Source organism: Ectobacillus ponti (assembly GCF_024294785.1).
Lineage (GTDB): Bacteria > Bacillota > Bacilli > Bacillales > Bacillaceae_G > Ectobacillus > Ectobacillus ponti.
In genome coordinates this window covers 1-26,078 of sequence record NZ_JANCLT010000001.1, presented here as the reverse complement: position 1 = coordinate 26,078, position 26,078 = coordinate 1, and the positions used below count along the sequence as shown (strand labels likewise).

The following is a 26,078-nucleotide window of genomic DNA, read 5'->3' as shown; positions in this document are numbered from 1 at the left end:
GACGGTTATTGCTTGGCGGCGCGGGGAAAGCGCCAGTGCAGCAGGCGTGCTGCGCATAAGGCTCCGGCCATGCCAAAAAGCGTGAAGCCGATATAAAAGGACAGAGCGGAAGCCATGGAGCCGAGGCCGCTGACAGTGCCCCCGAACAGGCCGCAACAGAGAAATGCCAGCACAAGAACGAGCGGGCGGAGCCGTGGAAACAGCAAAGCTTCGGCACTGTACTCCTGCCGGGAACGCTCGTAAAGCCGGGCTGCCAAAAGCGCGCATACCGTGCTGTACAGGAGGGGGACACTCAAGAGCCAGGGAGAAGGAATATCAATCTGCACTGGTGCCATCGACGTGTCGAAGAGGGTATGTCCGACAGCCAGATTGTATTGTATCGCAAACTCTTGCAGCGGTGCACTTACTGACATGATATCAGCAGCTTTCTGCCATGGATGAACCAGCTTCCACATTTGTTCGCCATTGCTCATATGCACCTGCATCACACTCGTTATAAGGGCCATGAGCAGGCTGGGCAGGCTGACAAACAGCATGCCGAGCAGCCCTTGTGCCAGCAGCCCTCCCGTAAGAGCGCCGGCGAGCATGAACAGCGTGAAGACCGCGCTCAGTACGATAAAACAGTAGAGAAAGTAAGTGTGATACGGCGCAAAGCTTTGATACTGCGCATGAATCGTTGTTGTCAGCACCAGCCACATAGATGCCCAAGAGACGAGAAGGCAGGCGGCAACAGCTGTCATGCCAAACAGCCACTTCGACCAAAAGATATGCTTGCGCGGCATCGGCAGCGAGAACAGGGCATCTGTCCGGCGCATGGTACGTTCCCAGCCGAGCAGGGAGCAAGCAAGCAGGGCGATGGCAGCCATTTGAATCAAAAGATGCATGCTGCCGTAAAAATAGAAATCGTAGTAATAGTCGCCTGTCTGCAGGCGGTCCAACAGCTGTTTCCCCTGTTGCTGCGCCCTGGTGAACAGGTCATACGGCAGATAATAGAGATGAATGAGCAGCAGAAGCAGCGCCGGCCATTTGCTGTGCTTCCAGTTGTAGGCCCACAGTGCTTTATGAAACATGGCTGTCCCCTCCGAGCTCCGTTACGAAAATATCCTCCAATGACATTGGAATTTCCTCAAGCAACAGCGGCTGCTCCTTCGCGAATTTCTGCACCGTGGCGTTGACATTGCCGCGGATGAGGAAGGTGTGCACTTTTCCGGTTTTCTCAAGCAGCGTCACATTAGACAGATGCTCCAGCTTTTGCGGCAGAGATTGAGCAAAGGCCACCTGTATTTTGGTATAGTGCAGCTTGGTCTCATCAAGCGAAGTGACGGACGCAATGCGATTGTCCTGCAGCATGATGATTGTATCGGCAATTTTCTCGACTTCGTCCAAGTGGTGAGTCGAAATGAGCACGGCGGTCTCGCGGTCTGTCATTTCTTCCACCAGAAATTGCAGCATTTGCCGTTTCATAATCGGGTCCAGCCCATTTGTCGGCTCATCGAGAATGATGTAATCTGCCTTTGTAGCAAATGCAAGAATAATACCGAACAATGCCTTCATGCCTTTGGAATAGTGGCGGATCCGGCGTTCCGGCAGCTGAAAGCGCTCCAGCAGCGCGTAGAAATACTCCTTGTCAAATCCCTCGTACACAGAAGCGTAAAAGCGGACAATTTCCGCTACGGTATAGCTGTTTAAGAAATGTGTAGAGTCAGCAACGTAAGCGACCTTTTGTTTCACGGAAGGATCGCGGTGGACATCTGTGCCATCATATGTAACGCTGCCGCTGTCCGGATTCAGGATGCCGACCATGGTGCGAAGCAGTGTAGTTTTACCGGCGCCGTTGCGTCCAAGCAATGCTGCGATGCTTCCTTTTTCCAAAGAGAACGAAATCTGGGACAGCACTTCCCGTCCATCAATCTTTTTTGTCATCTGTTCCACTCGCAGCAACAGAAATCCCTCCCAATTGTCTGAAATGTTCCTCTACCCATGCCAGCATGCGCTCCTTGGAGATGCCAAGATAGGTTGCCTCCAGCAGGAGCTGCTTCAGCTGCTGCTCCAGCCGCTGCACCTTTTGCTCATCCTGACGGGGGACGATGGCCGCAGCCACGAAGGTGCCCTTGCCTCGCAGTGTTTCAATGACCCCTTGCCGTTCCAGTTCCTGATAAGCCTTGCTGACTGTATTGGGATTGACCAGAAGCGAGGAAGCCAGCTCCCGTACAGAAGGCAGCTTATCTCCCGGAGCCAGCGCTTCCACCAGTACAAGTTCTTTCATCCCCGCGACAATCTGTTCCCAAATCGGCGCATGACTTTTCGGATTGAGCTGAATCAGCACAAATACGACCCCCCTTCGAGTGAATGAAGTGTATTATTCAATATAGTACAGTTCATACACTACCAACCCCTCCATTTTATGTCAAGTCTTTTGCGGGAAAAAGACAGGCGGCAGAGCTCCCATGTTTGATGGGAAATAGAGAGAGCAAATAGAAGATTATGGTATAAAAAGCTGAATGCTGGAAAAAATAGGTGTGATACTGAATGGAGGGTGTGAATATGAAACGATTCATCGGAGTACTAGTTTGTTTCGTTTTGCTCTCTGCTGTTCCGGCCGCGTACGCCCAATCCGAGACGAACCCGCCGCAACAGGCAGGACAAGCACAAACGGCACAGCCCAACCTTGTCGATACTGCTTCCTCCGCTGTTTTGCTGGAGCAGGACACAGGCACAGTGCTTTTTGATAAAAACAGCAATGAAAAGCTGCCGCCGGCCAGCATGACAAAAATCATGACGATGCTGCTTATTATGGAGCAAGTCGAAAAAGGCAAGCTGAAGCTGACTGACAAGGTGCGCGCCAGCGAATTCGCCGCTTCCATGGGCGGGTCGCAAATTTTTCTGGAGCCGGGAGAAGAGATGACGGTGGATGAAATGCTGAAGGGCATTGCCATCGCTTCCGGAAATGACGCTTCTGTAGCCATGGCAGAGCATATTGCCGGCTCAATGGAAGGCTTTGTGCAAATGATGAATGACAAAGCCAAGGACCTTGGTCTGAAGAACACCAACTTCAAGAATCCGACCGGGCTGCCGGCGCCGGATCACTACTCAACTGCCTATGATATGGCTGTGATGGGGAGAGAGCTGATGAAGTATCCGCTCATCCGCAAGTACACAGGCAAGTATGAGGATTATCTGCGCGAGAATACGGAAAAGAAATTCTGGCTTGTCAACACGAACAAGCTCGTCCGCTTCTATCCGGGTGTGGACGGGGTAAAGACCGGCTTTACGACGGAAGCCCGTTACTGTTTAACCGCATCTGCGCAAAAGAACGGGATGCGTGTCGTTGGCGTGATCATGGGAGCCCCAACCTCCAAAGACCGCAATGCACAGATGACAAAGCTGCTCGACTACGCCTTCAGCCAATATGCAACAAAGCAGCTGTATCAGAAGGATCAGCAGATTGCCTCCATTAAGGTAAGCCGCGGCAAGCAGAAGGAGGTCGGCCTCATTGCATCGGGCAACGTATCACTCCTGCTGAAGCGCGGTGAAACAGCCAAAAACATTACAAAAGAAATTATAAAAGACGAAAAAGTAAAAGCGCCGATTCAAAAAGGCGATGCGCTGGGCACACTCGTGGTCAAGAATGACGGCAAGGTTGTGGCCAAGCAGACGCTTGTTGCCAGCCAGGATGTCAAGAAGGCAACGCTTTGGGAGCTGTTCAAGCAGAGCTTTGGCGTTTTCTCCAAATCTAAATAACAAGCAGTACAGGTACGGCGGCAATCTCATTGTCTGCCGCTTTACCATTTAAAAGCGGAGCCGGCTCATTCTCCCTGACAGTAAGCCAGTCCCCGCAGCTGGACATCAAGAAAAGCGAAGGGGACTCGCCCGGCTTACAGAAGGGAGGTTCTGGCACCTAAAAGGCGCAGTTTGCCTTTTATGGTGACGGGTTCTCCCTGACAGTAAGCCAGTCCCCGTAGCTGGACATCAAGAAAAGCGAGCCGTGTCGGCTTTTCGGGTATCCGCACTTGTTTTGTCAGGGAGAAGGAATCCAAAAAAGCGACAGCGAAAGACTTCTTATAACTTTCCGCGCGAATGCGCACGAATCCCTTGACAAGGAGGAAGGAAACAGTGAGTCTTTCAATCAATTTGGAAGTAAAGCGCGATGTGCTGTGCATCCGGCTCGAAGGAGAGCTTGACCACCATACAGCCGAAGAATTGCGCACAAAGGTAACAGATGTACTGGAGAAGAACCAGCTTCATCATATCATTTTGAATTTGGAGCATTTAAGCTTTATGGACAGCTCCGGGCTTGGTGTCATTCTCGGGCGGTACAAGCATATTAAGAGCTTGGGCGGAGAAATGGTTGTATGCGCCATTTCGCCGGCAGTCAAGCGATTGTTTGAAATGTCAGGGCTGTTCAAAATCATCCGGCTGGAAGACAGCGAGCAGCATGCGCTGGATACACTGGGGGTGGCGTAGATGAGAAACGAGATGCAGCTGCAATTCTCGGCCCTCAGCCAAAATGAATCCTTTGCCCGTGTTACTGTTGCGTCTTTCATTGCACAGCTGGACCCGACGCTGGAGGAGCTGACAGAAATTAAAACGGTTGTTTCCGAGGCAGTCACGAATGCGATCATTCATGGCTATGACAGCAACCCGACCGGCATTGTGTACATTACAGTGATTTTGGAGGATGGCTTGGTTCGCCTCACTATCCGCGATGAGGGGATTGGCATCCCGGATTTGGACGAAGCGCGCCAGCCGCTATTCACAACAAAACCAGAGTTAGAGCGTTCTGGTATGGGGTTCACAATTATGGAGAATTTCATGGATGAGGTGGAAGTCATTTCAGAGCCGTCATATGGCACGACCATTCACTTGGCAAAATATTTGTCAAAGACAAACGCTCTATGCAATTAAGGAGATCCGCCTATGGACATAGAGGTAAAACAAGAAAACGGAAAAGTACAGTTAAAAGACCATGAGCTGAAGGAGTTAATCCGCAGAAGCCAGGAAGGCGACCAAGCCGCCCGCGATACAATCGTGCAGAACAATATGCGCCTTGTCTGGTCCGTGGTGCAGCGGTTTATCAACCGCGGCTACGACCCGGAGGACTTGTTTCAGATTGGATGCATCGGGCTGTTGAAATCAGTGGATAAGTTTGACTTGTCCTTCGATGTCAAATTCTCCACGTATGCGGTGCCCATGATTATTGGGGAGATTCAAAGGTTTTTGCGTGATGATGGTACGGTAAAGGTGAGCCGTTCCTTGAAGGAAACCGGGAACAAAATCCGGAAGATGAAGGATGAGCTGTCGAAGACGCTGGGGCGCGTTCCGACGATCACAGAGGTGGCTGAAGCCCTTGGGCTGTCGCCCGAAGAGGTTGTCATGGCACAGGAAGCAAGCCGTTCGCCGTCCTCCATTCATGAAACCGTGTATGAAAATGATGGGGATCCGATTACTATTTTGGATCAGATTGCAGACCAGTCTGAAACCCGCTGGTTTGACAAAATTGCGCTGAAGGAAGCCATCCGTGAACTGGATGAGCGGGAAAGGCTGATTGTGTATCTGCGTTACTACAAGGACCAGACGCAATCTGAAGTGGCCGAGCGGCTCGGCATTTCCCAAGTGCAGGTCTCACGTCTGGAAAAAAAGATTTTGCAGCAAATGAAGGACCGGATTGGCGAATAAGCCAGTTCGGTTTTTTCTGTTTACTATCCTTTCCATATTCGACAGTCTTAAACAAAGAGAAGAGAATTTGAATATAGTACAAGGTGAATTTATTGAATGTTATGAATTCATTTGTGGTCAAGAGAAGGGGGACACGCAGCACAAAAGGCTGATGGGAGGGGCACAGACCGTGTTTTTCGCATCAGCCTTTTGTGTTGGCCGCAGACTCCGGCATGATGGCATATTCACAAATTAAATCCTTATATAAGAATATAAAATTGCCGGGGCAAAAAAGTTGTATGAGAAAAATTTCTGGCAAGCATACTACACATACAGGGGTGATGGGAGTGAAGCGTACCATATACGTCAAGATGAGACAGCGGCTGCAAGTGCCTCCTGACTATAAGCTGCGGCTGGGTGATGTGGCGCAGATGACCGGACCGCAGGAGGTGGTTGCAGTACTGCAGCGGCTGCCTGTATATCAGATTACCGAGAAAGATAAGACGCATGTTGTGCTGGATGCCATGAAGGTGATTGAAGCGATCCGCCGGCACGATAACAATTTGGAGGTAAACCTGTTTGGTTCCGCCGCCACAATCGTGGAAATTATCTATGAAAAACGAAAGGTCAATGTCTTCTTTTTCGCGGTGATCTGGCTGCTTCTGTTCATCGGTTCCGGTCTTGCCATCATTTACTTTCATGAAGATGTCAGCATGCAGCAGGTGCATCAGCGTCTCTACTATATGATAACAGGCGAGATCAACCGCAAGCCGCTGTTGTTTCAAATTCCGTACTCGCTCGGCCTTGGCCTCGGCATGGTTTTGTTCTTTAACCACGTGTTTCAAAAGCGGATTAACGAGGAGCCAAGCCCGTTGGAGGTTGAAGTCTTCCAATATCAGCAATCCCTCGATCAGTATGTTCTTGTAAATGAGAATAAGGAGAGTACGAAGCAGCTTGAAGATGATTGAATATGTGTGCGTCATCATTGTCGGGTTTGCCGGGGGGATTGCGGTAGGAGGCGGATTCGTCGCTTTCTTGACGGTGCTGGGGATCATTCCGCGCTTGACTCAGCTCAGCAAAAGCGTGCACCGCATCCAAGCCTATGAGTGGGCAGTTGTAACCGGGGCGCTGTGCGGCGGCTGGGCGAGCCTGCGGGATACAGCTCTGCATATCTCCATGTATTGGCTTGTCCCGCTTGGCTTGTTCTGCGGAGTTTTTGTCGGCATGCTGGCCGCCGCTTTGACCGAGGTGACAAATGTGATGCCCATATTGGCAAAGCGTGTCGGCGTGGAGGGGAAGATTCTATTCCTCCTTATGGCACTTGTGCTGGGCAAGGTGGTCGGCTCCTTGTTTCATTGGATTTTTCTCATCAAATAGGAGGAGTACAGATGGCAAAACAGAAGCTGAAGGATAACTACAAAGAGGGCATTAAGGCATATCAGCCAAAGCCTCCTTACCTGAAAAACTGCTTGAAGGCCTTCTTCGTCGGCGGCCTCATCTGCGCATTCGGGCAGGTGCTGATGAACTTCTATATGAATTACTTCGGATTCACGAAGGAGACAGCGGGAAACCCGACCGTGGCCACTCTCATTCTTATTTCTTCCCTTCTGACCGGATTCGGGGTATATGACCGGATTGGACAATTTGCCGGAGCAGGCTCTGCGGTTCCGGTCACCGGCTTTGCCAACTCGATGACAAGCGCAGCCATGGAGCACCGCAGTGAAGGGATTGTCCTCGGGGTGGCCACGAACATGTTTAAGCTGGCCGGAAGCGTGATTGTATTCGGGGTTACTGCGGCCTACATTGTCGGCTTGATCCGTTATGCCATTAAGATGATTATGTAAGGAGGAAGGAATGTGAGGCTGACAGGAAAGCAAACATGGGTGTACGAAAATGACATCTACATACAGTCTGCCGGCACAGCGGTCGGGCCCAAGGAAAAGGAGGGGCCGCTCGGCACATATTTTGATATTACATATGATGACCTGCATTGCCAGGAGGAAAGCTGGGAGCGTGCGGAGCGCCGTCTCATGCAGGATGCGATCCGCCAAGCTCTCATGAAGGCAGAGCTGAAGGCCGAGGATATAGATTTCTTTTTGGCCGGGGACCTATTGAACCAGATTGTCACGGCGAACTATGTGGCGCGTTCCCTTGGTGTGCCGTTCCTCGGGATGTTCGGGGCTTGCTCCACCTCCATGGAAACATTGGCAGTCGGGTCGGCCTTCGTAGACGGCGGCTTTGCAAACCGGGTGCTGGCTGCTGTCAGCAGCCATAATGCGACAGCGGAAAGGCAATTCCGGTATCCGACTGAGTACGGCGGACAGAAGCCGGAAACCGCCACCTTCACCGTAACGGGTTCCGGTGCGGCCATCATCGGCAGGGAGCCAAGCCCTATCCAAGTCAAGGCGGCTACAATCGGCAAAGTACAGGATTTGGGCATTACAGACCCGTTTGACATGGGATCTGCAATGGCGCCGGCAGCCGCCAGCACCATTAAGCAGCACTTTGAGGATATGGGGCGTACTGCAAAGGACTATGATCTGATTGTAACCGGCGACCTATCCAATATCGGGGCGCCGATTGCCCGGCAGCTTGTGCTGGAGGAAGGCTATGAAATGGGGGCTGTATACAACGACTGCGGCCTGATGATTTACCGGCCTGATGATGATACCGTATTTGCAGGGGGAAGCGGCTGCGGCTGCTCGGCGGTCGTGACATACGGATATTTGCTGGAGCAGCTGAAGACTGGCAGCCTGCAGCGCATCCTTGTCGTCGCCACCGGTGCCCTGCTGAGCCCGACAATGGTGCAGCAAAAGGAATCCATCCCGACCATTGCGCATGGCGTCGTGCTCGAACGGGCGAAGGGAGTGTAGGACATGGAGTATGTATATGCGTTTCTTGTCGGCGGCGCCATTTGTATCATCGGACAGCTGCTGCTCGATATTGCCAAGTTTACCCCGGCACACGTTATGGCAAGCTTTGTTGTTCTCGGGGCAATTCTCGACGGCTTTGGCATTTATGATAATCTCATCCGCTTTGCGGGCGGCGGGGTGACAGTCCCGATTACAAGCTTTGGACATGCGCTGATGCATGGCGCGATGGCGGAAGCAAACAGCCATGGATTTGTTGGGATCGGCATGGGAATGTTTCAGCTGACGTCATCCGGTATTTCAGCGGCCATTTTATTCGCGTTTTTAGTTGCACTAGTCTTTAAACCGAAAGGATAGAAGCGATGAAAAGAAGGGTGATCTTGGTAACAGACGGAGATGAATATGCACAGCGTACAGTAGAATATATGGCGAAGGAATTCGGCGGCCGCTGTATCTCGGCATCGCAAAGCAATCCTACCGTCTTGTCCGGGATTACGCTGGTGGACTTGATTCTGCAGACACCGTATGATCCTGTGTTTGTCATGTTTGATGACAGCGGCTTCATTGGCGAGGGTCCGGGAGAAACAGCGATGAAATATGTGGCCGGCCACCCGCAAATCGAGGTGCTGGGGGTGCTGGCAGTCGCCTCCAATACACACCGGAATGAATGGGCGCGAGTCGATGTCAGCATCGACCGTGCCGGCCGGCTGACCGAATACGGGGTGGACAAGGACGGTCTGGCGGATGTGGAGATTGGCCGGATCAACGGCGACACGGTCTACTGTCTGGATGAACTGGATGTGCCGGTCATTGTCGGCATTGGCGACATCGGCAAAATGTACGGCAATGATGATGTGAAAAAAGGGTCACCCATCACACGGAAAGCGGTGGAATTAATTTTGGAAAGGAGCGGATATTATGACAGCCGCCCGGAAGGTAACCGTTCCCGTTAGCTCCTTCGTTACGGATAATGAAAATTATTTGAAGCAAACCATGGGGCTTGGCGTTACATTTGATGTGGGCCTGCGCAAACTGAAGGTCCTTGGGAAAGATGTCGGCATTCTATATGTCACCGGCTTGCTCGATTCGTCCTTAATTGTTGAAATCTTTGAGACGCTGGTGGTGCTGAATGATACGGACCATACCGGCAGGAATGCTGCGGAGGTCATCGAGAACCGGCTGGTGCATCAACAGGTCACAAAGTTTACGGATATGAAGGACGTCATCCATCAGGCAACATCCGGTCTGATTGTGGTATTTGTGGAAGGGGAAGACTATGCGCTTGCTGTAGATGTGCGCAGCTATCCGGGCCGGACGCCGATGGAACCGGACACGGAGAAGGTCGTCCGCGGTGCCCGGGATGGCTTTGTAGAGAACATCGTCATGAACACGGCCTTGATTCGCCGCCGTATTCACGATCCTCGCCTCCGTTATGAAATGACCCCGGTCGGAACGCGCTCGAAAACAAACGTCTGCATTGCCTACATACAGGATATTGCCAATCCCGATTTGGTGAAGATTATAAAAAAAGAGCTGGCGGAGATTCATATTGATGCCATCACGATGGCTGACAAGGTGGTAGAGGAGTTTGTTGTCAAGCAAAGCTTCAATCCGTTTCCGCTCGTCCGCTACACAGAGCGTCCTGATGTGGCAGCCAACCATCTGATTGAAGGACATGTCCTCATTATGGTGGATACTTCCCCGAGCGTCATGATTACACCGACAACCTATTTTCATCATGTACAGCATGCAGAGGAATTCCGGCAAAACCCGGCAGTCGGCACCTTCCTGCGCTGGGTGCGGTTTTTGGGTATTTTATCCTCCTTGTTTCTGCTTCCGTTTTGGCTTGTATTTGTGTTTGACCCGACATTGCTGCCGCCGGAGCTGGCTTATATCGGGCCAAATAAGGTAACCAATTTGCCGACCTTCCTGCAAATTATTCTGGCCGAGGTGGGCTTGGAATTCCTGAGGATGGCCTCCATTCATACGCCCACCTCCTTATCCACCTCGCTTGGTCTCATTGCTGCTGTGCTGATCGGCCAAATTGCCATAGAGGTCGGCTTGTTTGTGCCGGAAGTCATTTTATATTCAGCTGTTTCCGTATTGGGCGCTTATGCGACACCGAGCTATGAGCTCAGCCTGGCCAATAAGATTGCCAAGATTTTCATTATTGTCATGACGGCCTGGCTCCACGAAACAGGATTCATCGTGGGCATGACGATTGTCTTCCTCTATCTTGCTTCCATCCGCAGTCTGCAAACGCCGTATTTGTGGCCGTTCTTGCCGTTTGACGGGGGAGCGCTGATGAAAATTGTGGTGCGGCCAAGCATGTCCAGCTTAAAGCGCCGCCCAAGCATTGTTCACGCACAAAATGTACATCGTCAAGAATAAGCAGGCAGGAGCCTGCTTATTTTTATATAAATTTTGGATAGAATGAACAATACTTTCATATAGACAGCGTACGATAGAAGCAAAGAGCGAAAAGGAGTGGATGGTGTGATTAAACTGTTTGTGAGCGATTTGGATGATACGCTTGTGTATAATGTCAAAGAAGTGCATGCCCACGACAAACGGGCGCTGCAGTGGCTGGCTGACCAGGGAACGGAGATTTGCTTTTCCTCCGGCCGATTTGCCCACCGCATCCACGAGGCAGTCCGCCAGTTTGGCATTTCGTATCATACAGCCAGCTTGAACGGGGCGTATGTTACAACGAGTGACGGAACTGTCATTCATGAGCGTGTCTTTTCTGGCAGCGCAGCGCGGGATGTATATCGTTACCTCCATCCGCAGCAGCTTGCCGAGGTGGTATGCGCCAAGGCGGAGCGGTATACGAGGCGCAAGAGAGAAGTGCATAAGCAGTTTGAGGAGCACATTCAAGGAGAAGTGATTGAGTTGGAAACATTGGAGGAGGAGTTTGGCAAAAGCATTCATCCCTCGAAATTCTTTCTCTACGGGGAGGAACGGGAAGTGCAGCGATTGGATGAAGAACTGCGGGATGTATTTGCCGGACAAGCCGAGGTTGTCATCAGCGGCCGTCAGTATGTGGACCTGATGCCGGCTGGCGTCAGCAAGGGAGAGGCGCTCCGGGTGCTGATGGAGCATTTGGGCCTGAAGCCAGGGGAGGTTGCCTGCATCGGCGATTCGTTCAATGATGTCTCCATGTTCGCTGTCACTCCGCATTCCTTCGCGCTGCAGCATGCAAACCAAAGCGTGAAGGAGCGCGCTATGCATGTGGTCCGTTCTGTGGAGGAAGCTGTCATGAAGCTGTCGTTGCTTGCCTAGAGGAAATATGAGCGATGGGTGTGCCAGAGGAGAGAAGCAGCCTGGCTGAACAATTGACCAGATTCCTCTTTAGAAAAAGCTGCCTCCACAAGGAAGCAGCTTTGTACGTTATTTAAATAGGGACTTTATGAAATCAATAAAGCTGGAGAACAAACCCTTCAGCTGGTCCAGCAATGTTTGCCCCTCTTCTGAACTCAGAAATGCCGTTACTTGCTCTTTTGCTTTGTTCAGCTGATTGCCCACCTGATTCCAGTCAATATTCAAGCTTTTCATTTTATCAAACAAGGTAACAAGGTTGTTTAATTGCTCATCTGTCAGCTGAATGCCAAGCTCTGCGGCAATCCGCTTGATGAGTGCGCGCATGTCTTCTGTCGTCTTCGGCGGATTTTTCGCCAGCTCCTCCTTGATGCGCGTCACAAGCTGTACGGCTTTGTCAGAACCGATTTGATCGCCGAGCTTTGCGGTTGTCACCATTTCCTGGTTCGCCACCTGCTTGACGCTTTCATCAATCGGCTTATTTGTCGAGAGCTCATAGGCCTTCATCAAACCGGTAAGGGCGGCTGTGCCGGAGACTCCAAAAGGTGCGGTAATATAGATATTTGCATCCTTTACGCCGGCTGTGATCAGTGCGTTTGTATACATGGCATCTGTCACCCAATTGATGTTGTGCGTCTGTACAATCAGGCCGGAGCCTTTCTTCGTATACGTAATCATAGAGGACGAAAGGGCTTTGGAGCCAATTTGTCCTTTCGGGACGTACTGGTCCAAATATTTATGCTCTTCGGCATTGGATACAGTAATTGTGGTTGCGTCCTTTGGCGCTTTCATTTCCTGCAAAATCTGATCCTTCTGCTGCTGTGTCAGATTTTCTCCGAGAGTCACGATCGTGTCGCCTTCCACAACATCAGCTGAGGCAGCTGCCGGCAGGAAAAAAACGGCCAGCGCAAGCAAAAATGCCGTCAATTTCATTTTCATGGAGATCACTCCTTTTTGTCAGTATAATCCGTTGCTGTTGTTGCATGTCCTTTTCAGGTGCAGCATGCTGTGCCATTCTTGTTATCCGGATGAAGGATGCCGGGCGAGTCCCCTCCGCTTTTCTGGCAACATACACATTATAGTATATTTCTATGCGCTGTCATCAGTCTTAGGATGGATTTTTTGGACAAAATTCCAGGTGTGCCCGTTTGAAATCGGATAGAACGGGTATGCCGGAGGGAAGCTAAAGGTATCTTAAGGAAACGTGAGGTGCAGCAGGATGAAGCGGAACAAATGGATTTTGGGGGCAATGGTGCTGCTCGCTGCAGTTCCCCAGACAGTGTCGGCCCAAGACAGAGCTGTGATGCCGGCACAGGCAAAGCAGGAATTGCTGCCGGCCAATAAGGACAAGGACATCCGGCAAACAGCGGATGAATTTTACGAAGAGCTGCTGAAGAAAGGCGATTCTCCGTATCGTGAATTTGAGAATGCCAAGGAAAACGTGCGCAAGAAGGTACTGTTTCATGAAGTGCAAAACTACTATTACCGGATGCAGGATGGAAGGAATGAACGCTTGTATCCGCATGATGAAATTGTCTTTTATCCAACACCGCATCCTGAACGGCAGGTATACTTTTTCCTGTCAGTGCGCGAGGATGAGAAGGAGTTCCGGGGCGCTTATGCGATTTATGATGCGGAAACAAAGCGTTTCCTGTCAGGGGGGCGCACGTTTCAGGCAAAGCAGAAGTAAAGGGGGGAGAGTCCTCTCCTTTGTGTTCCCGGCACAATATGGTATGATAGAGGCTGAATACATAGATGAAGGAGAGATTTTCCATGAAAAAAGGACATTTCATTATGGAAAACGGTGAAACAATCGAGTTTGAGCTGTACCATGAGGCAGCTCCCAAAACAGTTGAAAATTTTGAAAAGCTGGCAAATCGCGGCTTCTATAATGGCTTGAAGTTCCATCGTGTAATTCCGGGCTTCGTAAGCCAAGGCGGAGATCCAAACGGCAACGGTACAGGAGATGCCGGCTATACAATTCCATGCGAAACAGCAGGCAACCCGCACCGCCACAAAGCAGGCGCATTGTCCATGGCGCACCGCGGCAAAGACACAGGCTCCTGCCAGTTCTTTATTGTTCACGAGCCGCAGCCGCACCTCGACGGTGTCCACACGGTATTCGGAATGGTGACGTCCGGCCTGGATACAGCGCTGAAAATGCGTCAGGGCGATGTTATGAAGGAAGTCAAAGTCTGGGAAGAATAAGAGAAGGCTGTCCCGTCCCGCTGTTGCTGGACGGGCTTCTTTTTTGCCTGGAGACTCAGGCATCACGGCTTGCATGAACAAGTCATGGAACATTGCATATACTAAAGGCGGGGTCTAGGTTCTATTTCCGTCCGCCGGACTTTCCCTCCTGCCGGATTTCGGGAGAAGCCGCCTTTGCAAAATATTAGCCCATGCCTTCTCACCTATGGGAAAATGGTGTAAAATAAACACAAAATAAATGTGAAGCAGTTAATTAGGCAGCGGGAAGCGGAAGCTTATGCAGCAGGATGGATTGCTGAATGGAAGCAGTTGCGGATGAGAAAGTTTGCTGAATAAGAAGGGATAATTTTTTATGTTAATTCGTTTCAAGAAAAGCTATGAGAAGATTGCCATGGGCCTTCTATCGTTCATGCCGACAGAAAAGGAATTAAAGAAGCTGCGGTGTACGATCAAGGAGTACGAAACGAACGAGAATTGGCAGCTGTACTTATGGAGAGAAGATGATGATATGCTTGGCATCATTGGAACGGTGAAGCAAGAGGATGGAGTGGTGCAGATTCAGCATATTTGCGTTACGCCGTCGCACCGCCATGCCGGCATTGGCAGCAAGATGGTGCAGGAGCTGCGTGCCATGATGCCGGGGGTCACTGTATGCGGCAATGAGTATACCACTTCCTTTTGCCAAAAGTGCGGTGACACAGTTCAAAATATGTAAGAAAAAAGCAGAGACGGCTATCTCTGCTTTTTTGCTTGCAGCGAACGTGCTCTCTCGGCAATCACGCTGCTGCGGTCACGGCGGCTGTGCCGGTGCAGGAGGTCTGCGTTATGCAAGTCACTGCTGCTGCGCCAGGCAAAGCCCTTTTCCAGGCAGCGGCGCATGCATTGCGCTTCCAGGGCAGGATCTGCGATGGGAAGCTGCAGGCTGGTATATGCTTGATCCTGCTGCATGTCTGCCGCACAAGCATGCAGCATCGGCAGCAGCGCATCGGAGTCCAGTCCGAGAGAGGGCAGGGCTGTGCGCTCCTGCTCCAGGATGGAAATGGCGCTGTTCATCATCCGGACTGCGCCGGTAAAATTGCCGCGGCGCTGATGGTAGAGTGCCACAGCTATTTGGATGAGCCCAACCCAATGTCTGCAGCGGGAAGCGGGCGGATCCTGCTTCCAATGCTCCTCCAGCAGCTCGTGGCATTCAAAATAATCGCGGTCCCCGTGAAAGTGAACCAGGTAATCTATATAAGCTTCTGGGTACATGCCAGCACCCTCCTTCCAGACGTGTATATGTACAGTGTAAGAAAAACAAGCGGGGAAGGAAAGCGGGTTTTCGTAAAACTGGACAGCAGATGGGCCGGAGCACTGGTGGCCAGGGGCTGTTTCCCTGCTGTTGTCACAGGAAAAGAGGGCAGAATGTCTGCCCTCCTCTGGTTTACCAGCAGATTGCCGCGCCGACGATAATGAGAAGAATGAACAGAACAACAAGCAAAGCGAAACCGCCGTAGAATCCAGTAGTACCCATGGTGTGAACCTCCTGCATAGTTTGTGCTGATTACAATGTATCATATGAGCGGGATGGGCCCTGTGGTATGGGCATCCGTCTATTTTCCTGCGCTTTTTTTGGTTTGTATATTGGATACGCTGTTCATTTCCTCTATACTAATATGTGCCGTAATCTTGAACGAGGTGGGATGTCCCGATGCAGTACAACATTAAAACGGAGGCGTTTGAGGGGCCGCTGGACCTGCTCCTCCATTTGATCAACCGTTATGAAATCGATATATACGATATCCCTGTTGCGGTCATCACAGAGCAATACTTATCTTATATCCACGCCATGCAGGAGCTGCAGCTTGATGTTGCCAGCGAATACCTGGTCATGGCAGCCACGCTGCTGGCTATTAAGAGCAAGATGCTGCTGCCAAAGCAGGAGGAGCCCTTGCTCGATGAAGACGGGGAAATGATGGATGATCCACGCCAGGACTTAATGGAGCGTTTGATTGAATACAAGAAATATAAAGAGGCTGCCAATGAATTGAAGCAGCGGGAACAGGAGCGGGCTGAGCTGTATACACGCCCTCCATTGGATTTGGGCTCTTTTCAGCAGAAAGAGGCTGAGGAGCGCCTGCCGGTGGATGTGACACTGTACGATATGCTGGCGGCATTTCAAAAGCTGCTGCGGCGCAAAAAGCTGCAAAAGCCTATCACCACCAGGGTGGCGCGCCAGGAAATCCCGATTGAACAGCGCATGGAGGAGGTGCTGCACCAGCTGGAGGAGCGGAATGGGCGCAGCAGCTTCTTTGATTTGTTTCCGCAGGATGACCGTGAAGCAATCGTTGTAACCTTCTTGGCAGTGCTGGAGCTGCTGAAGAAAAATCTTGTGCTTCTGGAGCAGGAGCGTAATTTTGAAGAAATTTTTCTACTGAAACCGTGAATAGGAGGCTGTGCATGGAACGGAAGGAGCAAAAAGGCGTTATTGAAGGCCTGCTGTTTGTCTCTGGCGAAGAAGGCATCTATGCTGAGCAAATGGCATCCGTATTGGAGATGGATGCCGCACAAGTAAGAGAGCTGCTGGACGAACTCAAAGCAGACTATGAGCAGCCGCAGCGCGGCTTGCAAATTGTCCAGTATGCCAATGCATACAGGCTGACCACCAAGAAGCAGCATGCTGCGCATTACAAGAAGCTGGTGGAAGTGCCGGGGAGTGCTTCTCTGTCGCAGGCCGCTTTGGAGACACTGGCCATTATTGCTTATCGGCAGCCGATTACCCGGGCGGAAATTGAAGAGGTGCGCGGCGTCAAAACAGACAAAGCGCTGCAGACGCTTGTCTCCCGCCTGCTGATCAAAGAGGTTGGCAGAGCAGAAGGGACAGGCCGCCCAATTCTATACGGCACAACACGGGAATTTCTGGACGTATTCGGGCTGAAGACGCTGGAGGAATTGCCGCCGCTTCCGGATGAACTGGAAGAGACGGGAGAAGCCGATTTGTTCTTCGACTCGCTGCGGGAGCTGCCGCTGCCGTAAACGCGTCGGGCAGCCGGCCAAATGTGATTTGGCGCATAAAGATGAAACGGGCCGCATCCAGCGGTCTTTTTTCACGGATCTCTGCAGATTCCTTGTTCATAAGATTGGCTGCCTGCAGCCATAATAAGGAGAAAAAGGAGGTGCGCATGTTGCGGGTGCGCCTCACCTTGTTTGGCATATGTTTCTTTCTGTTATCTTGGCTGTCCGGTACATCGCATGCTGCGCACAGCTTCCTGCCGGCTGCCGGGGAATCACTGACAGAGTACGATGAGCTGCGGCAGGATCATAAGCTGAAGCTTTCCTTTCTGAAAGTAGGGCAGGGAGATGCAGCAATCCTCATCCTCCCGAACGGCAAAACGGTACTGATTGACGGAGGGCCGCCTGAAGCCGGCGAAGTTATTTTGCATAAGCTGATTGAAGCGGGCATTCAGAAGCTGGATTTAGTAGTAAGCACTCACCCGGATGTGGACCATATCGGCGGGCTGATCACCGTAATTCAGCAAGTGCCTGTCATGGCCGTGCTTGACAGCGGCAAGCCTTATTATTCCCTCACCTACAAGCTCTATCGGCGCAGCATCCGCAAGCGCCGCCTCCCTTTTGAATATGCAAAGGAAGGCGTATACTTGCCGCTTGATCCGGATGTCTCCATTCAAGTCATGAACAATGGCAAAAAGAAGCTGGAAAACAACGAATCATCCATTGTCCTTAAAATCCGGTATCAGCGTGCTGATTTTCTTCTGACCGGTGATGCAGATGTGAAGACGGAGAGAGAAATGATTGAGAAATACGATATGCATGCGGATGTGCTGAAGGTTGGCCATCACGGGTCCTACACGTCCACCTCAAGAGCCTTTTTGCGGCAGGTGAACCCTTTGTTTGCGGTCATTTCGTACGAGAGGGGCAATCCGTATGGGCACCCGCACCGGAGTGTGCTGCGCCGGCTGAAGCGGTTCGGCATTCAAATGTATCGGACTGCTGACGGTGATGTGGAGTTTGAGACAGACGGGCGAAGCATCAGTGTGAACGGAGACATGCCGCTGCCGCTTGTACGATAAATGTAAGTTTTTGCAGAAAATCTTCCGCTCCCCCCTGAAGGAAAGCGCTTTAAGAAGAGCGAATTCTACAGTACGAGAACAAGAGGGAGAGTGAATAACGAGATGATTACGACAGTAGCAGGAGTAGGGGTATATGTCCGTGATGAGCTTGCCGCGCTGGAGTTCTACACAAACGTGCTTGGATTTCAACCGCATACATATGACGCGCTGGGAGATTATCTCGATTCACCGCGATGGATCACGGTTACGCCGCAGGAGCAGCCGGAGCTGGAGCTGCGCTTGCAGAATCCGCTGAAATGGAATGGGGCGGAGGAAGGAGCACGCATGCTCGCAACCATTGGCTACAGTCCCTTAATCTGCCTCGAAACGAAGCAGCTGCATGAGAAGATGGAGCTTTGGAAGGAACGGGGAGTCATTTTTCTGTCGGAGCCAAAGGAAGAGGATTGGGGCATTCAAGCTGTGTTTCAGGATTTAGATGGAAATAAATTTTGCCTGGTGCAGCAAAAATGAGGCAGACCGCCTCATTTTTGTTTGTTTTCCAGGTAGGTCACGTGCCAAAGCTGATCCGGATAGCTGTTCAGAAGAATATCCAAATCATGCAGCAGCCGATGCAGGGTAATCAGCTGCTTTACATTTTCCGTACGCAGTGCTTGTTCAGCAAAGCCCGCGGCACGCAGCAAATCCTGCTTCAGCTTCCCGTCCTTGGCTTCAGCGGCATGTGCCTGAAAGGTGTGCTGCAGGGCGGTTAAATCCGCAGCATATTTCTTCCACTTCTCACTGCTGCTCCATTCATCCGCCCTCCCGTAGCATACGTACTGATTCAGCTTTTCATGATATGTATGAACATCCTCTGAAATATTCTTGCCTTCATTGACAAGGACAGTCCGCTCTGCCTGCGGCGGCGGATCAGCTGCCTTGGCCGTAAAATAATATACGAAAGCGCTTACCCCGCTTGTGAGCAGCAAAGCAAGGAAAATATAAAGCCATTTCCTGTTCACAGATGTCACCCCTTTGCACGAGTTGTATCATAATATTTAGTGACAGCTGCGGCAAATCCCTTTATTTTCCGGCAAAATAATTCATATTTCCCTTATTTTTGCTAATCTTGGCATAGAGGGGGAAGAGCATCGCATAAGATATACTAACAAAACAGCGCCCGCTTAGGAAATGCCGGCGCTGTTTTGCTGCTGCGTGCGATTATATTGTCGGACAAAGGCGGCAGCTTCTCTTACAGAAGAGACCACATGGCGTGCGTGTGTCCGTACTTCTTCGTCCGCATTCTGCATGGCAAAGCTGTGCGGGGTCAGCCCGAACATCGGAATGTCATTGTAGGAGTCGCCGATACATGCCATTTCATGCGGCTCCAGACCATGCTGCTGCAGGAGCACGGAAATGGCAGCTCCTTTGCTGACATCGGGCGGCATAATGTCAAGGCAGAGCTTTGCCGAAATGAAGGTGCTGACCTTGCCAGGGAAGGCCTCCTCAATCTCGCGCTGCAGCAGCAGCAGTTCGCCCTCAGTTTCCGCCCCAATGGTAAACTTATGAGGGAAGATGCTCGTGCCCACTTTTTCCGCCAGCAGCGGTTCTTCCATTGACGTCATTCTGGCTTGTTCCTCGATTTGCAGGACTAGAGGCGTCTTTTTCTCAATGTAGTAGGAGTGCTCATCGCTTATATAGCGGATGAGGTGTTCTTTGTTTGTCATTTCCAGCAAGCGGGGCAGAACCGCGGGATCGAAGTGTGAGTGGAGCAGCAACTCATCGTCATGTGTATAGACGAACACGCCATTTACGCTGATTCGGTGGAAATCGGCCCCGACCTCCTGCATCAGGCTGGCAATCTCATTGTCGAGCCGCCCGGAAGCAAAGCAAAGAATGATGCCTTCCTGGGCCATTCCGCGCATCGCTTGTATGTCCGCCGCATCAATTGTTCCGCCGTGCTGCATCATGGTGCCATCTATGTCGCTTACGAACATTTTGATCAAAATATTCACATCTCCTTTATATTAGAATAATTCTTTGTGCGTGTACTGTTTCATTATACTGTTTCCCGGAAGCTCTGTCGAAGAAAGAAACTTCTTCCAACTGGCAATAAGATTGACGAAAAACATCGTTATTTGTAACATAAAAGTTATCTGACTTGTATTATGAATGGATGAGAGGAAATCAAATGAACGGTCCAATTGAGATTAAAAAGGTACTGAATAACAATGTTCTCATTGCGGCCCACCCTGAGCATGAGGAGGTTGTCGTAATCGGGAAGGGAATCGGATTCGGCAGAAAGGCCGGCGACCTCTTCCAGCCCGAGCTTGCAGAAAAGCTGTTCGTGCTGAAGAATGAACGGGAACGGGAGCAGTACAAGCAGCTTGTGCCGCATGTGAGCGAGCACTTGATTGAACTGATGAATGACATCCTGCTGTATGTCCAGGAGCAGGCCGGGGGGCCGTTGAACGAGCATATTCACGTGGCGCTTACTGACCACTTGGCATTTGCCATCAGGCGCATGAAGCAGGGCATGGCTATTGATAACCCGTTTCTGCTTGAGACAAAGGCGCTCTATCCGGAGGAATATACGATTGCCAAGGGTGTTGTGGAGATGATTGAACGCAAGCTTGGGCTGCGTATGCCTGAAGGTGAGGTTGGCTTCATTGCGCTGCATATTTACAGCGCCGTGCATAATACCGAACTGACAGCCATGAACCAAAACTCCCGCTTAATTGCACAGCTGACTGAAATCATTGAAAATCAGATGGAGGTTCAGTTGGATAAGGAAAGCATTCATTATCTCCGTCTCGTGCGCCACCTGCATTATGCCATTGAGCGTGTGAAGAGCGGGGAAGCCATGGAGGAGCCGAAGCGGTTCGCGGAAATCCTGAAGGAGGAATATCCCGAGTGCTATAACCTCTCATGGGTGCTGATCAGGGTGATGCAAAATAGCCTCCGTCTCCCTGTCTATGAAGCGGAGACGGTATATTTAACGATGCACCTGCAGCGTCTTGTCCAAAGCAAGCAGCAGGTCCGCCCAAACGGCACGGGGCATTAATCCGTTCGCAGCGTGTGTCCGGCAGCGTGATATCGCCTTGCCAAAGGAAAGAGAAAAGGTTTTTTTCTTTTTCAGAAGAAAAGTGTTGAATCGCTTTCATCGTTTTTGTATAATTCATTTCGAGAGTTGCTTACTTTTCGGCAGTCAAAACGAATATTCGAACGTGCAGTACGATTGCAATTATTTGACTCATTCGACACGTGTTACTGATTCGATCAGGCATGAGTGAAGAAGAGATAGGATGATGGCACTGAAAAGGGTTATACTACCCTTCAAAGAGCCATCTCTGTCCTTCTTTGCCCATGCCTTTTTTGTTTGCCGAAACAGAAACTATATACATTCAAAAGGAGGAAGAAACCCGATGTTTAAACAACTATTTGGTGTTCTTCAAAAGGTCGGGAAAGCGCTGATGCTTCCCGTAGCGATTTTGCCTGCAGCAGGGATTCTGCTCGCCATCGGCAATGCGCTGCAAAACCCGGCATTAACAGACCGGATTCCAGCATTAAAGGTTGGCTGGTTCGTTCTGATCGCAAAAGTTATGGAGCAATCCGGTGATATTATCTTTGGTAATCTTGCCCTATTGTTTGCGGTAGGGGTAGCCATCGGATTGGCGGGCGGAGACGGTGTAGCCGGCCTCGCAGCGATCGTAGGCTTCCTGATTATGAATAAAACACTCAGTGTGTTAAAAGGCGTCACTCCTGACATGGTCAATAAGGTTGCAGGTGTGTCAAACGTTGTGGGAATTCCAACCCTGCAAACGGGTGTATTCGGCGGTATCATCATCGGTATCCTGGCAGCCTATTGCTACAACAAGTATTTCAACATCGAGCTGCCATCTTATCTTGGCTTCTTTGCCGGAAAGCGCTTTGTTCCAATTGCGACAGCAGCATTCTCCATCCTGGTCGGAATCGCGCTGTTCTTCGTATGGCCTCCGGTGCAAAGCTTGCTGAATGCGTTCTCTCATAACGTAATCGACCAGAACAGAACGCTGGCAGCCTTTATTTTCGGATTGGTGGAACGTTCCCTGATTCCATTCGGCTTGCACCACGTGTTCTATACGCCGATTTGGTATGAGTTTGGACAGTACACAAATAAAGCCGGCGAAATCATTCACGGTGACCAAAAGATTTTCTTTGCACAGCTGAAGGACGGGGTGCCTTTGACGGCTGGTACATTCATGACCGGTAAATTCCCGTTCATGATGTTCGGTCTTCCGGCGGCGGCATTGGCAATGTACCATGAAGCACGTCCGGAAAACAAAACCATGGCAGCAGGTATCCTTGGTTCTGCTGCACTGACGTCCTTCTTGACAGGTATTACAGAGCCAATTGAATTCTCATTCTTGTTCCTGGCTCCTGTGCTGTTTGCCATTCACGCAGTATTTGCAGGGTTGTCCTTCATGATTATGCATATCCTTGGCGTAAAAATCGGGATGACCTTCTCCGGCGGTCTCATCGACTTCCTGTTGTTCGGTGTTCTTCCAAACCGCACAGCATGGTGGCTGGTCATTCCTGTAGGCCTTGTGTTCGCGCTGATTTACTACTTCGGCTTCCGTTTTGCGATCCGCAAGTGGGATCTGAAAACGCCTGGCCGTGAAGTTGTCGAGGAAGATGACCATGCTCCGGCGGTGGAAGCCGGTGAATTGCCGCGTGAAATCCTGGCGGCGCTTGGCGGCAAGGAAAACATTGCGTCTCTGGATGCATGTATCACTCGTCTGCGCGTACAGGTTGCCGATCAAAAGAATGTGGACAAATCCCGACTGAAAGCGCTCGGCGCAGCCGGCGTCCTGGAAGTGGGCAACAATATTCAAGCGATTTTCGGGCCAAAATCCGATACACTGAAGTCCCAAATTCATGACATCATGAAGGGGCGCACACCGCAAATTGTGAAGGAAGTGCAGCCTGCTGTACAAGCTGCCCCGGCAGTAGCGGAAGAAACAATCGCAGTGCCGATTGAAGGCCGCATTGCTCCTATTACAGAGGTTCCGGACCAAGTGTTTGCCGGCAAGATGATGGGCGATGGCTTTGCGGTTGAACCTGCAAACGGTACAGTGGTTTCTCCGGTCAACGGCGAAATCATCAACCTCTTCCCGACAAAGCATGCAATCGGTATTCTGTCTGAGGGCGGCAAAGAAATTCTGATCCACTTCGGCATTGATACAGTCAAACTGAACGGCGAAGGCTTTGAAGCGCTTGTCAAGCTTGGCGACAAAGTAAAGCAGGGACAAGCCATTCTGCAGGTTGATCTGGACTTTGTGAAGAGCAATGCCCCGTCTGTCATGACACCAATCGTGTTCACGAACCTGAAGGAAGGCCAGGAGGTTGTGCTGGCCAAGCAGGGACCGGCAGCAAAAGGTGAAACAGGCGTTGTGACAATCAAGTAATTTGTCTTATTATGTGGTAATATGTATAGTGGTGGTGCGACGGTTTGCGGCACTGTCCACTATACATACCTCTTGAAGAAAAAAGGAGAGAATGAACATGGAAAAGAACTTTAAAGTAACAAGCGAATCCGGCATTCACGCACGTCCGGCAACAGTACTGGTTAATACAGCAAGCAAATTCAATGCAGACATCAATCTTGCCTATGCAGGCAAGACAGTAAACCTGAAATCCATCATGGGCGTTATGTCCCTTGGTATTCCGCAAGGCTCTGATATCACAATTACTGCCGAAGGCGATGATGCGGCTCAAGCATTGGCAGCGATCGAAGCAACACTGAAAAACGAAGGCCTGGCTGAGTAATGACTCTTCGCATCAAGGGGATTGCCGCATCCAACGGGATTGCCATTGCAAAAGCTTTCCGTCTGGAAAATCCTCATTTTACGATCGATAAGAAGTCGATCACAGATGCTGCTGCGGAAATTTCCCGCTTAGACGCAGCATTGGAGCAATCCAAAACAGAATTGACGGCAATCAAAGATCGTGCTTATGCAGAGCTCGGCGCTGACAAGGGCGCGATCTTTGAAGCCCACTTGCTTGTATTGAACGATCCGGAGCTGGTGAACCCGGTTAAGGATAAAGTGACAAGCGAGAACGTGAACGCGGAGTTTGCGTTGAACGAAGTAGCAAATATGTTCATTGGCCTGTTCGAAAGCATGGATAATGAATATATGAAGGAACGCGCGGCGGACATCCGTGACGTGACAAAGCGTGTATTGGCGCATTTGTTGGGAATCAGCTTCTCCAACCCAAGCACAATCACGGAGGAAGTTGTCATCATTGCGGAAGACTTAACGCCATCTGATACGGCTCAATTGAACCGCAAGTATGCCAAAGGCTTCACAACGGATATCGGCGGCCGTACATCTCACTCTGCAATTATGGCGCGTTCAATGGAAATTCCGGCTGTAGTTGGCACAAAGACGGTTATGAAGGATATCCAAAATGGCGATATGGTCATTGTTGACGGCTTGGACGGCGAAATCATCGTGAACCCGACTGCGGAAGAGCTTCGTTCCTACGAGGAAAAGAAGGAGCAATATGAAGCGCAAAAAACAGAATGGGCAAAGCTGAAGAACGAAAAGACACTGACTGCTGACGGCCATGAGGTGGAGCTGGTGGCGAACATCGGCACACCGAATGACGTAAAAGGCGTCATTGACAATGGCGGCGAAGGCGTCGGCTTGTACCGTACGGAGTTCCTGTACATGGGCCGTGATAACCTGCCGACTGAGGAAGAGCAGTTCAATGCCTACAAAACAGTGCTTGAGCGTATGGCAGGTAAGCCTGTTGTCGTTCGTACGTTGGATATTGGCGGCGACAAGGAGCTTCCATACCTGCACCTGCCGAAGGAAATGAATCCATTCCTTGGCTACCGTGCGATTCGTCTTTGCTTGGATGAGCAGGACATCTTCCGTACACAGCTGCGTGCGTTGCTGCGTGCGAGCGTGTACGGCAATCTGAAAATCATGTTCCCGATGATCGCGACTGTGGATGAATTCCGCCAGGCGAAAGCGGTGCTGCTGGAAGAGAAGGCGAAGCTTGTAAGCGCGGGCGTTTCTGTATCTGACAGCATCGAGGTCGGCATGATGGTTGAGATTCCGGCTTCTGCGGTGCTGGCTGATGTGTTTGCGAAGGAAGTGGACTTCTTCTCCATCGGCACCAATGACCTCATCCAGTACACCATGGCTGCAGACCGCATGAACGAGCAGGTTGCTTACCTGTATCAGCCATACAATCCATCCATTCTTCGCCTGGTGAAAATGGTGATTGACGCAGCGAACAAGGAAGGCAAGTGGGCTGGCATGTGCGGCGAAATGGCTGGCGATTCGCTGGCGATTCCTCTTCTGATTGGTCTCGGCCTGCATGAGTTCAGCATGAGCGCGACTTCCATCCTGCCGGCACGCTCCCAAATCCGGAAGCTGTCCCGCGCACAAATGGAAGACATGGCGCAAAAAGCGTTGAACATGGCTACAGCTGAAGAGGTTGTAGCGCTTGTAAAAAGCATCTAATAAGGAAAAGAGCTGATTCATAACCATGAGTCAGCTCTTTTTTTGTTTTTATTTCTCTTGTTTCTGTATACATTCGGTATTACAGCTGGATCAGAAAGCTGTCATTCATTGTATGGAGAGGGGATGCATTTTATGAAAAACCAAAGACAAATCCATAGCTCCCTGGCTGTATTGCTTGTTTCCGATTTGGAGGCTTCAAAAGCCTACTGCCGGGATATGTTAGGATGTGAAGTAACAGAGTGGTGGGTGATCCGGGATGGCTTTGCCGGTCTGGGTGTTTAATGCAAAATAAAAGTACAGACTATTGCAAGGGATTTGTACATAGTACGAGTGCATAAAAAAAGGCTTGCCAGCCTCCCCCATTTCCCTCTACTGTGTTAGGTGTCGAAGCCAACATAGATGGAGGTCATGAAAGGATGCTAGCAATGCCTGAAATACATTATATCAAACATTTACGAGAGAAC

Annotated in this window: 32 protein-coding genes; 24 read left to right on the top strand and 8 right to left on the bottom strand. The window is 50.8% G+C overall.

What is annotated here, in order from left to right; genetic code table 11:
* Positions 1–5 precede the first annotated feature (5 nt).
* The 3 genes from NK662_RS00160 to NK662_RS00150 are packed head-to-tail and all read right to left on the bottom strand — an operon-like array spanning position 6 to position 2,326.
* On the bottom strand, positions 6–1,070 hold the full coding sequence (locus tag NK662_RS00160; RefSeq protein ID WP_254756144.1) for an ABC transporter permease: 1,065 nt from the start codon (positions 1,068–1,070) through the stop codon (positions 6–8).
* Positions 1,060–1,941: an ABC transporter ATP-binding protein gene (locus NK662_RS00155; protein WP_254756142.1), complete on the bottom strand. Its 882-nt coding sequence runs from the start codon at positions 1,939–1,941 to the stop codon at positions 1,060–1,062. The genes NK662_RS00160 and NK662_RS00155 overlap by 11 nt, the downstream gene beginning before the upstream one ends.
* On the bottom strand, positions 1,907–2,326 hold the full coding sequence (locus NK662_RS00150) for a GntR family transcriptional regulator (RefSeq protein WP_368736041.1): 420 nt from the start codon (positions 2,324–2,326) through the stop codon (positions 1,907–1,909). Before NK662_RS00150 ends, NK662_RS00155 begins: the two co-directional genes overlap by 35 nt.
* A gap of 218 nt (positions 2,327–2,544) precedes the next feature.
* On the opposite strand from NK662_RS00150, the gene NK662_RS00145 reads away from it, so the two are divergent.
* The 12 genes from NK662_RS00145 to NK662_RS00090 all read left to right on the top strand — a co-directional run bounded on the left by NK662_RS00145 (position 2,545) and on the right by NK662_RS00090 (position 11,807).
* A complete protein-coding gene (locus NK662_RS00145; RefSeq protein ID WP_254756140.1) occupies positions 2,545–3,741 on the top strand; it encodes a D-alanyl-D-alanine carboxypeptidase family protein in 1,197 nt (398 codons plus the stop codon).
* A 372-nt stretch (positions 3,742–4,113) separates the two neighbouring features.
* Complete coding sequence (gene spoIIAA, locus NK662_RS00140; RefSeq protein WP_254756138.1) at positions 4,114–4,464, top strand: anti-sigma F factor antagonist; 351 nt, start codon at positions 4,114–4,116, stop codon at positions 4,462–4,464.
* The gene (gene spoIIAB, locus NK662_RS00135; RefSeq protein WP_254756136.1) at positions 4,465–4,905 is read left to right on the top strand and encodes an anti-sigma F factor; all 441 of its coding nucleotides are present in this window, start codon (positions 4,465–4,467) and stop codon (positions 4,903–4,905) included.
* Between the two features lie 12 nt (positions 4,906–4,917).
* Entirely contained in the window at positions 4,918–5,676 is a 759-nt protein-coding gene (gene sigF, locus NK662_RS00130; protein ID WP_254756134.1) for an RNA polymerase sporulation sigma factor SigF, read from the top strand.
* A 326-nt stretch (positions 5,677–6,002) separates the two neighbouring features.
* Positions 6,003–6,623 (top strand): stage V sporulation protein AA, encoded by a 621-nt coding sequence (locus NK662_RS00125; RefSeq protein ID WP_368736040.1) that lies wholly within the window; start codon positions 6,003–6,005, stop codon positions 6,621–6,623.
* Positions 6,610–7,032 carry a stage V sporulation protein AB gene (locus NK662_RS00120; RefSeq protein WP_279663039.1) on the top strand — a complete coding sequence of 141 codons (423 nt, stop codon included), beginning with the start codon at positions 6,610–6,612 and terminating at the stop codon, positions 7,030–7,032. Before NK662_RS00125 ends, NK662_RS00120 begins: the two co-directional genes overlap by 14 nt.
* An 11-nt stretch (positions 7,033–7,043) precedes the next feature.
* On the top strand, positions 7,044–7,499 hold the full coding sequence (gene spoVAC, locus NK662_RS00115) for a stage V sporulation protein AC (RefSeq protein WP_254756132.1): 456 nt from the start codon (positions 7,044–7,046) through the stop codon (positions 7,497–7,499).
* Between the two features lie 12 nt (positions 7,500–7,511).
* Positions 7,512–8,528 (top strand): stage V sporulation protein AD, encoded by a 1,017-nt coding sequence (gene spoVAD / locus NK662_RS00110; RefSeq protein WP_254756130.1) that lies wholly within the window; start codon positions 7,512–7,514, stop codon positions 8,526–8,528.
* 3 nt (positions 8,529–8,531) lie between these two features.
* A complete protein-coding gene (spoVAE, locus tag NK662_RS00105; RefSeq protein ID WP_254756128.1) occupies positions 8,532–8,882 on the top strand; it encodes a stage V sporulation protein AE in 351 nt (116 codons plus the stop codon).
* A gap of 5 nt (positions 8,883–8,887) precedes the next feature.
* Positions 8,888–9,478 carry a stage V sporulation protein SpoVABEA gene (gene spoVAEA / locus NK662_RS00100; protein WP_254756126.1) on the top strand — a complete coding sequence of 197 codons (591 nt, stop codon included), beginning with the start codon at positions 8,888–8,890 and terminating at the stop codon, positions 9,476–9,478.
* A complete protein-coding gene (locus tag NK662_RS00095; RefSeq protein WP_254756124.1) occupies positions 9,444–10,916 on the top strand; it encodes a spore germination protein in 1,473 nt (490 codons plus the stop codon). Before spoVAEA ends, NK662_RS00095 begins: the two co-directional genes overlap by 35 nt.
* Positions 10,917–11,021: 105 nt before the next feature.
* Positions 11,022–11,807 carry an HAD family hydrolase gene (locus tag NK662_RS00090; protein WP_254756122.1) on the top strand — a complete coding sequence of 262 codons (786 nt, stop codon included), beginning with the start codon at positions 11,022–11,024 and terminating at the stop codon, positions 11,805–11,807.
* Positions 11,808–11,915: 108 nt separating this feature from the next.
* Here NK662_RS00090 and NK662_RS00085 read toward each other — a convergent pair whose 3' ends face one another.
* Positions 11,916–12,782: a DUF1002 domain-containing protein gene (locus NK662_RS00085; RefSeq protein ID WP_254756121.1), complete on the bottom strand. Its 867-nt coding sequence runs from the start codon at positions 12,780–12,782 to the stop codon at positions 11,916–11,918.
* A 280-nt stretch (positions 12,783–13,062) separates the two neighbouring features.
* Between NK662_RS00085 and NK662_RS00080 the strand changes: the two genes are divergently transcribed.
* The 3 genes from NK662_RS00080 to NK662_RS00070 all read left to right on the top strand — a co-directional run bounded on the left by NK662_RS00080 (position 13,063) and on the right by NK662_RS00070 (position 14,766).
* On the top strand, positions 13,063–13,533 hold the full coding sequence (locus tag NK662_RS00080; protein ID WP_254756120.1) for a hypothetical protein: 471 nt from the start codon (positions 13,063–13,065) through the stop codon (positions 13,531–13,533).
* An 83-nt stretch (positions 13,534–13,616) separates the two neighbouring features.
* On the top strand, positions 13,617–14,051 hold the full coding sequence (locus NK662_RS00075) for a peptidylprolyl isomerase (RefSeq protein ID WP_254756119.1): 435 nt from the start codon (positions 13,617–13,619) through the stop codon (positions 14,049–14,051).
* Positions 14,052–14,403: 352 nt separating this feature from the next.
* The gene (locus NK662_RS00070; RefSeq protein WP_254756118.1) at positions 14,404–14,766 is read left to right on the top strand and encodes a GNAT family N-acetyltransferase; all 363 of its coding nucleotides are present in this window, start codon (positions 14,404–14,406) and stop codon (positions 14,764–14,766) included.
* A gap of 17 nt (positions 14,767–14,783) precedes the next feature.
* Here the strand turns inward: NK662_RS00070 and NK662_RS00065 are convergent, their stop codons facing one another.
* Positions 14,784–15,302 carry a DUF309 domain-containing protein gene (locus tag NK662_RS00065; protein ID WP_254756117.1) on the bottom strand — a complete coding sequence of 173 codons (519 nt, stop codon included), beginning with the start codon at positions 15,300–15,302 and terminating at the stop codon, positions 14,784–14,786.
* A gap of 172 nt (positions 15,303–15,474) precedes the next feature.
* Positions 15,475–15,564, bottom strand: coding sequence for a YjcZ family sporulation protein (locus tag NK662_RS00060; protein ID WP_438503562.1), 90 nt, complete (start codon positions 15,562–15,564; stop codon positions 15,475–15,477).
* 177 nt (positions 15,565–15,741) lie between these two features.
* Here NK662_RS00060 and NK662_RS00055 point away from each other — a divergent pair, with 177 nt between their 5' ends.
* The 4 genes from NK662_RS00055 (at position 15,742) to NK662_RS00040 (ending at position 18,631) form a co-directional block, all read left to right on the top strand.
* Complete coding sequence (locus tag NK662_RS00055) at positions 15,742–16,476, top strand: segregation/condensation protein A (RefSeq protein WP_254756115.1); 735 nt, start codon at positions 15,742–15,744, stop codon at positions 16,474–16,476.
* A 14-nt stretch (positions 16,477–16,490) separates the two neighbouring features.
* On the top strand, positions 16,491–17,066 hold the full coding sequence (gene scpB, locus NK662_RS00050; RefSeq protein ID WP_254756114.1) for an SMC-Scp complex subunit ScpB: 576 nt from the start codon (positions 16,491–16,493) through the stop codon (positions 17,064–17,066).
* 140 nt (positions 17,067–17,206) lie between these two features.
* Positions 17,207–18,121: a ComEC/Rec2 family competence protein gene (locus NK662_RS00045; protein ID WP_254756113.1), complete on the top strand. Its 915-nt coding sequence runs from the start codon at positions 17,207–17,209 to the stop codon at positions 18,119–18,121.
* 102 nt (positions 18,122–18,223) lie between these two features.
* A complete protein-coding gene (locus tag NK662_RS00040; RefSeq protein WP_254756112.1) occupies positions 18,224–18,631 on the top strand; it encodes a VOC family protein in 408 nt (135 codons plus the stop codon).
* 11 nt (positions 18,632–18,642) lie between these two features.
* Here NK662_RS00040 and NK662_RS00035 read toward each other — a convergent pair whose 3' ends face one another.
* Positions 18,643–19,119 carry a hypothetical protein gene (locus NK662_RS00035; protein WP_254756111.1) on the bottom strand — a complete coding sequence of 159 codons (477 nt, stop codon included), beginning with the start codon at positions 19,117–19,119 and terminating at the stop codon, positions 18,643–18,645.
* 162 nt (positions 19,120–19,281) lie between these two features.
* On the bottom strand, positions 19,282–20,103 hold the full coding sequence (locus NK662_RS00030) for a Cof-type HAD-IIB family hydrolase (RefSeq protein WP_254756110.1): 822 nt from the start codon (positions 20,101–20,103) through the stop codon (positions 19,282–19,284).
* A 185-nt stretch (positions 20,104–20,288) separates the two neighbouring features.
* Between NK662_RS00030 and glcT the strand changes: the two genes are divergently transcribed.
* The 5 genes from glcT (at position 20,289) to NK662_RS00005 (ending at position 25,896) form a co-directional block, all read left to right on the top strand.
* Positions 20,289–21,161, top strand: a complete 873-nt coding sequence (glcT, locus tag NK662_RS00025; RefSeq protein WP_254756109.1) for a glucose PTS transporter transcription antiterminator GlcT — start codon at positions 20,289–20,291, stop codon at positions 21,159–21,161.
* Between the two features lie 361 nt (positions 21,162–21,522).
* Positions 21,523–23,544, top strand: a complete 2,022-nt coding sequence (gene ptsG / locus NK662_RS00020) for a glucose-specific PTS transporter subunit IIBC (protein WP_254756108.1) — start codon at positions 21,523–21,525, stop codon at positions 23,542–23,544.
* A 97-nt stretch (positions 23,545–23,641) separates the two neighbouring features.
* Positions 23,642–23,905, top strand: coding sequence for a phosphocarrier protein HPr (locus NK662_RS00015; RefSeq protein WP_254756107.1), 264 nt, complete (start codon positions 23,642–23,644; stop codon positions 23,903–23,905).
* Positions 23,905–25,614 carry a phosphoenolpyruvate--protein phosphotransferase gene (gene ptsP, locus NK662_RS00010; RefSeq protein ID WP_254756106.1) on the top strand — a complete coding sequence of 570 codons (1,710 nt, stop codon included), beginning with the start codon at positions 23,905–23,907 and terminating at the stop codon, positions 25,612–25,614. Before NK662_RS00015 ends, ptsP begins: the two co-directional genes overlap by 1 nt.
* A 132-nt stretch (positions 25,615–25,746) precedes the next feature.
* The gene (locus NK662_RS00005) at positions 25,747–25,896 is read left to right on the top strand and encodes a hypothetical protein (protein ID WP_254756105.1); all 150 of its coding nucleotides are present in this window, start codon (positions 25,747–25,749) and stop codon (positions 25,894–25,896) included.
* Positions 25,897–26,078: the final 182 nt, after the last annotated feature.

Coding starts and splice junctions, on each gene's coding strand:
- NK662_RS00160 (WP_254756144.1), bottom strand. CDS start 1,070: ATGTTTCATAAAGCACTGTGGGCCTACAACTGGAAGCACAGCAAATGG.
- NK662_RS00145 (WP_254756140.1), top strand. CDS start 2,545: ATGAAACGATTCATCGGAGTACTAGTTTGTTTCGTTTTGCTCTCTGCT.
- spoIIAB (WP_254756136.1), top strand. CDS start 4,465: ATGAGAAACGAGATGCAGCTGCAATTCTCGGCCCTCAGCCAAAATGAA.
- sigF (WP_254756134.1), top strand. CDS start 4,918: ATGGACATAGAGGTAAAACAAGAAAACGGAAAAGTACAGTTAAAAGAC.
- spoVAC (WP_254756132.1), top strand. CDS start 7,044: ATGGCAAAACAGAAGCTGAAGGATAACTACAAAGAGGGCATTAAGGCA.
- spoVAE (WP_254756128.1), top strand. CDS start 8,532: ATGGAGTATGTATATGCGTTTCTTGTCGGCGGCGCCATTTGTATCATC.
- spoVAEA (WP_254756126.1), top strand. CDS start 8,888: ATGAAAAGAAGGGTGATCTTGGTAACAGACGGAGATGAATATGCACAG.
- NK662_RS00095 (WP_254756124.1), top strand. CDS start 9,444: ATGACAGCCGCCCGGAAGGTAACCGTTCCCGTTAGCTCCTTCGTTACG.
- NK662_RS00085 (WP_254756121.1), bottom strand. CDS start 12,782: ATGAAAATGAAATTGACGGCATTTTTGCTTGCGCTGGCCGTTTTTTTC.
- NK662_RS00080 (WP_254756120.1), top strand. CDS start 13,063: ATGAAGCGGAACAAATGGATTTTGGGGGCAATGGTGCTGCTCGCTGCA.
- NK662_RS00075 (WP_254756119.1), top strand. CDS start 13,617: ATGAAAAAAGGACATTTCATTATGGAAAACGGTGAAACAATCGAGTTT.
- NK662_RS00070 (WP_254756118.1), top strand. CDS start 14,404: ATGTTAATTCGTTTCAAGAAAAGCTATGAGAAGATTGCCATGGGCCTT.
- NK662_RS00065 (WP_254756117.1), bottom strand. CDS start 15,302: ATGTACCCAGAAGCTTATATAGATTACCTGGTTCACTTTCACGGGGAC.
- NK662_RS00060 (WP_438503562.1), bottom strand. CDS start 15,564: ATGGGTACTACTGGATTCTACGGCGGTTTCGCTTTGCTTGTTGTTCTG.
- NK662_RS00055 (WP_254756115.1), top strand. CDS start 15,742: ATGCAGTACAACATTAAAACGGAGGCGTTTGAGGGGCCGCTGGACCTG.
- scpB (WP_254756114.1), top strand. CDS start 16,491: ATGGAACGGAAGGAGCAAAAAGGCGTTATTGAAGGCCTGCTGTTTGTC.
- NK662_RS00040 (WP_254756112.1), top strand. CDS start 18,224: ATGATTACGACAGTAGCAGGAGTAGGGGTATATGTCCGTGATGAGCTT.
- glcT (WP_254756109.1), top strand. CDS start 20,289: ATGAACGGTCCAATTGAGATTAAAAAGGTACTGAATAACAATGTTCTC.
- ptsG (WP_254756108.1), top strand. CDS start 21,523: ATGTTTAAACAACTATTTGGTGTTCTTCAAAAGGTCGGGAAAGCGCTG.
- NK662_RS00015 (WP_254756107.1), top strand. CDS start 23,642: ATGGAAAAGAACTTTAAAGTAACAAGCGAATCCGGCATTCACGCACGT.
- ptsP (WP_254756106.1), top strand. CDS start 23,905: ATGACTCTTCGCATCAAGGGGATTGCCGCATCCAACGGGATTGCCATT.
- NK662_RS00005 (WP_254756105.1), top strand. CDS start 25,747: ATGAAAAACCAAAGACAAATCCATAGCTCCCTGGCTGTATTGCTTGTT.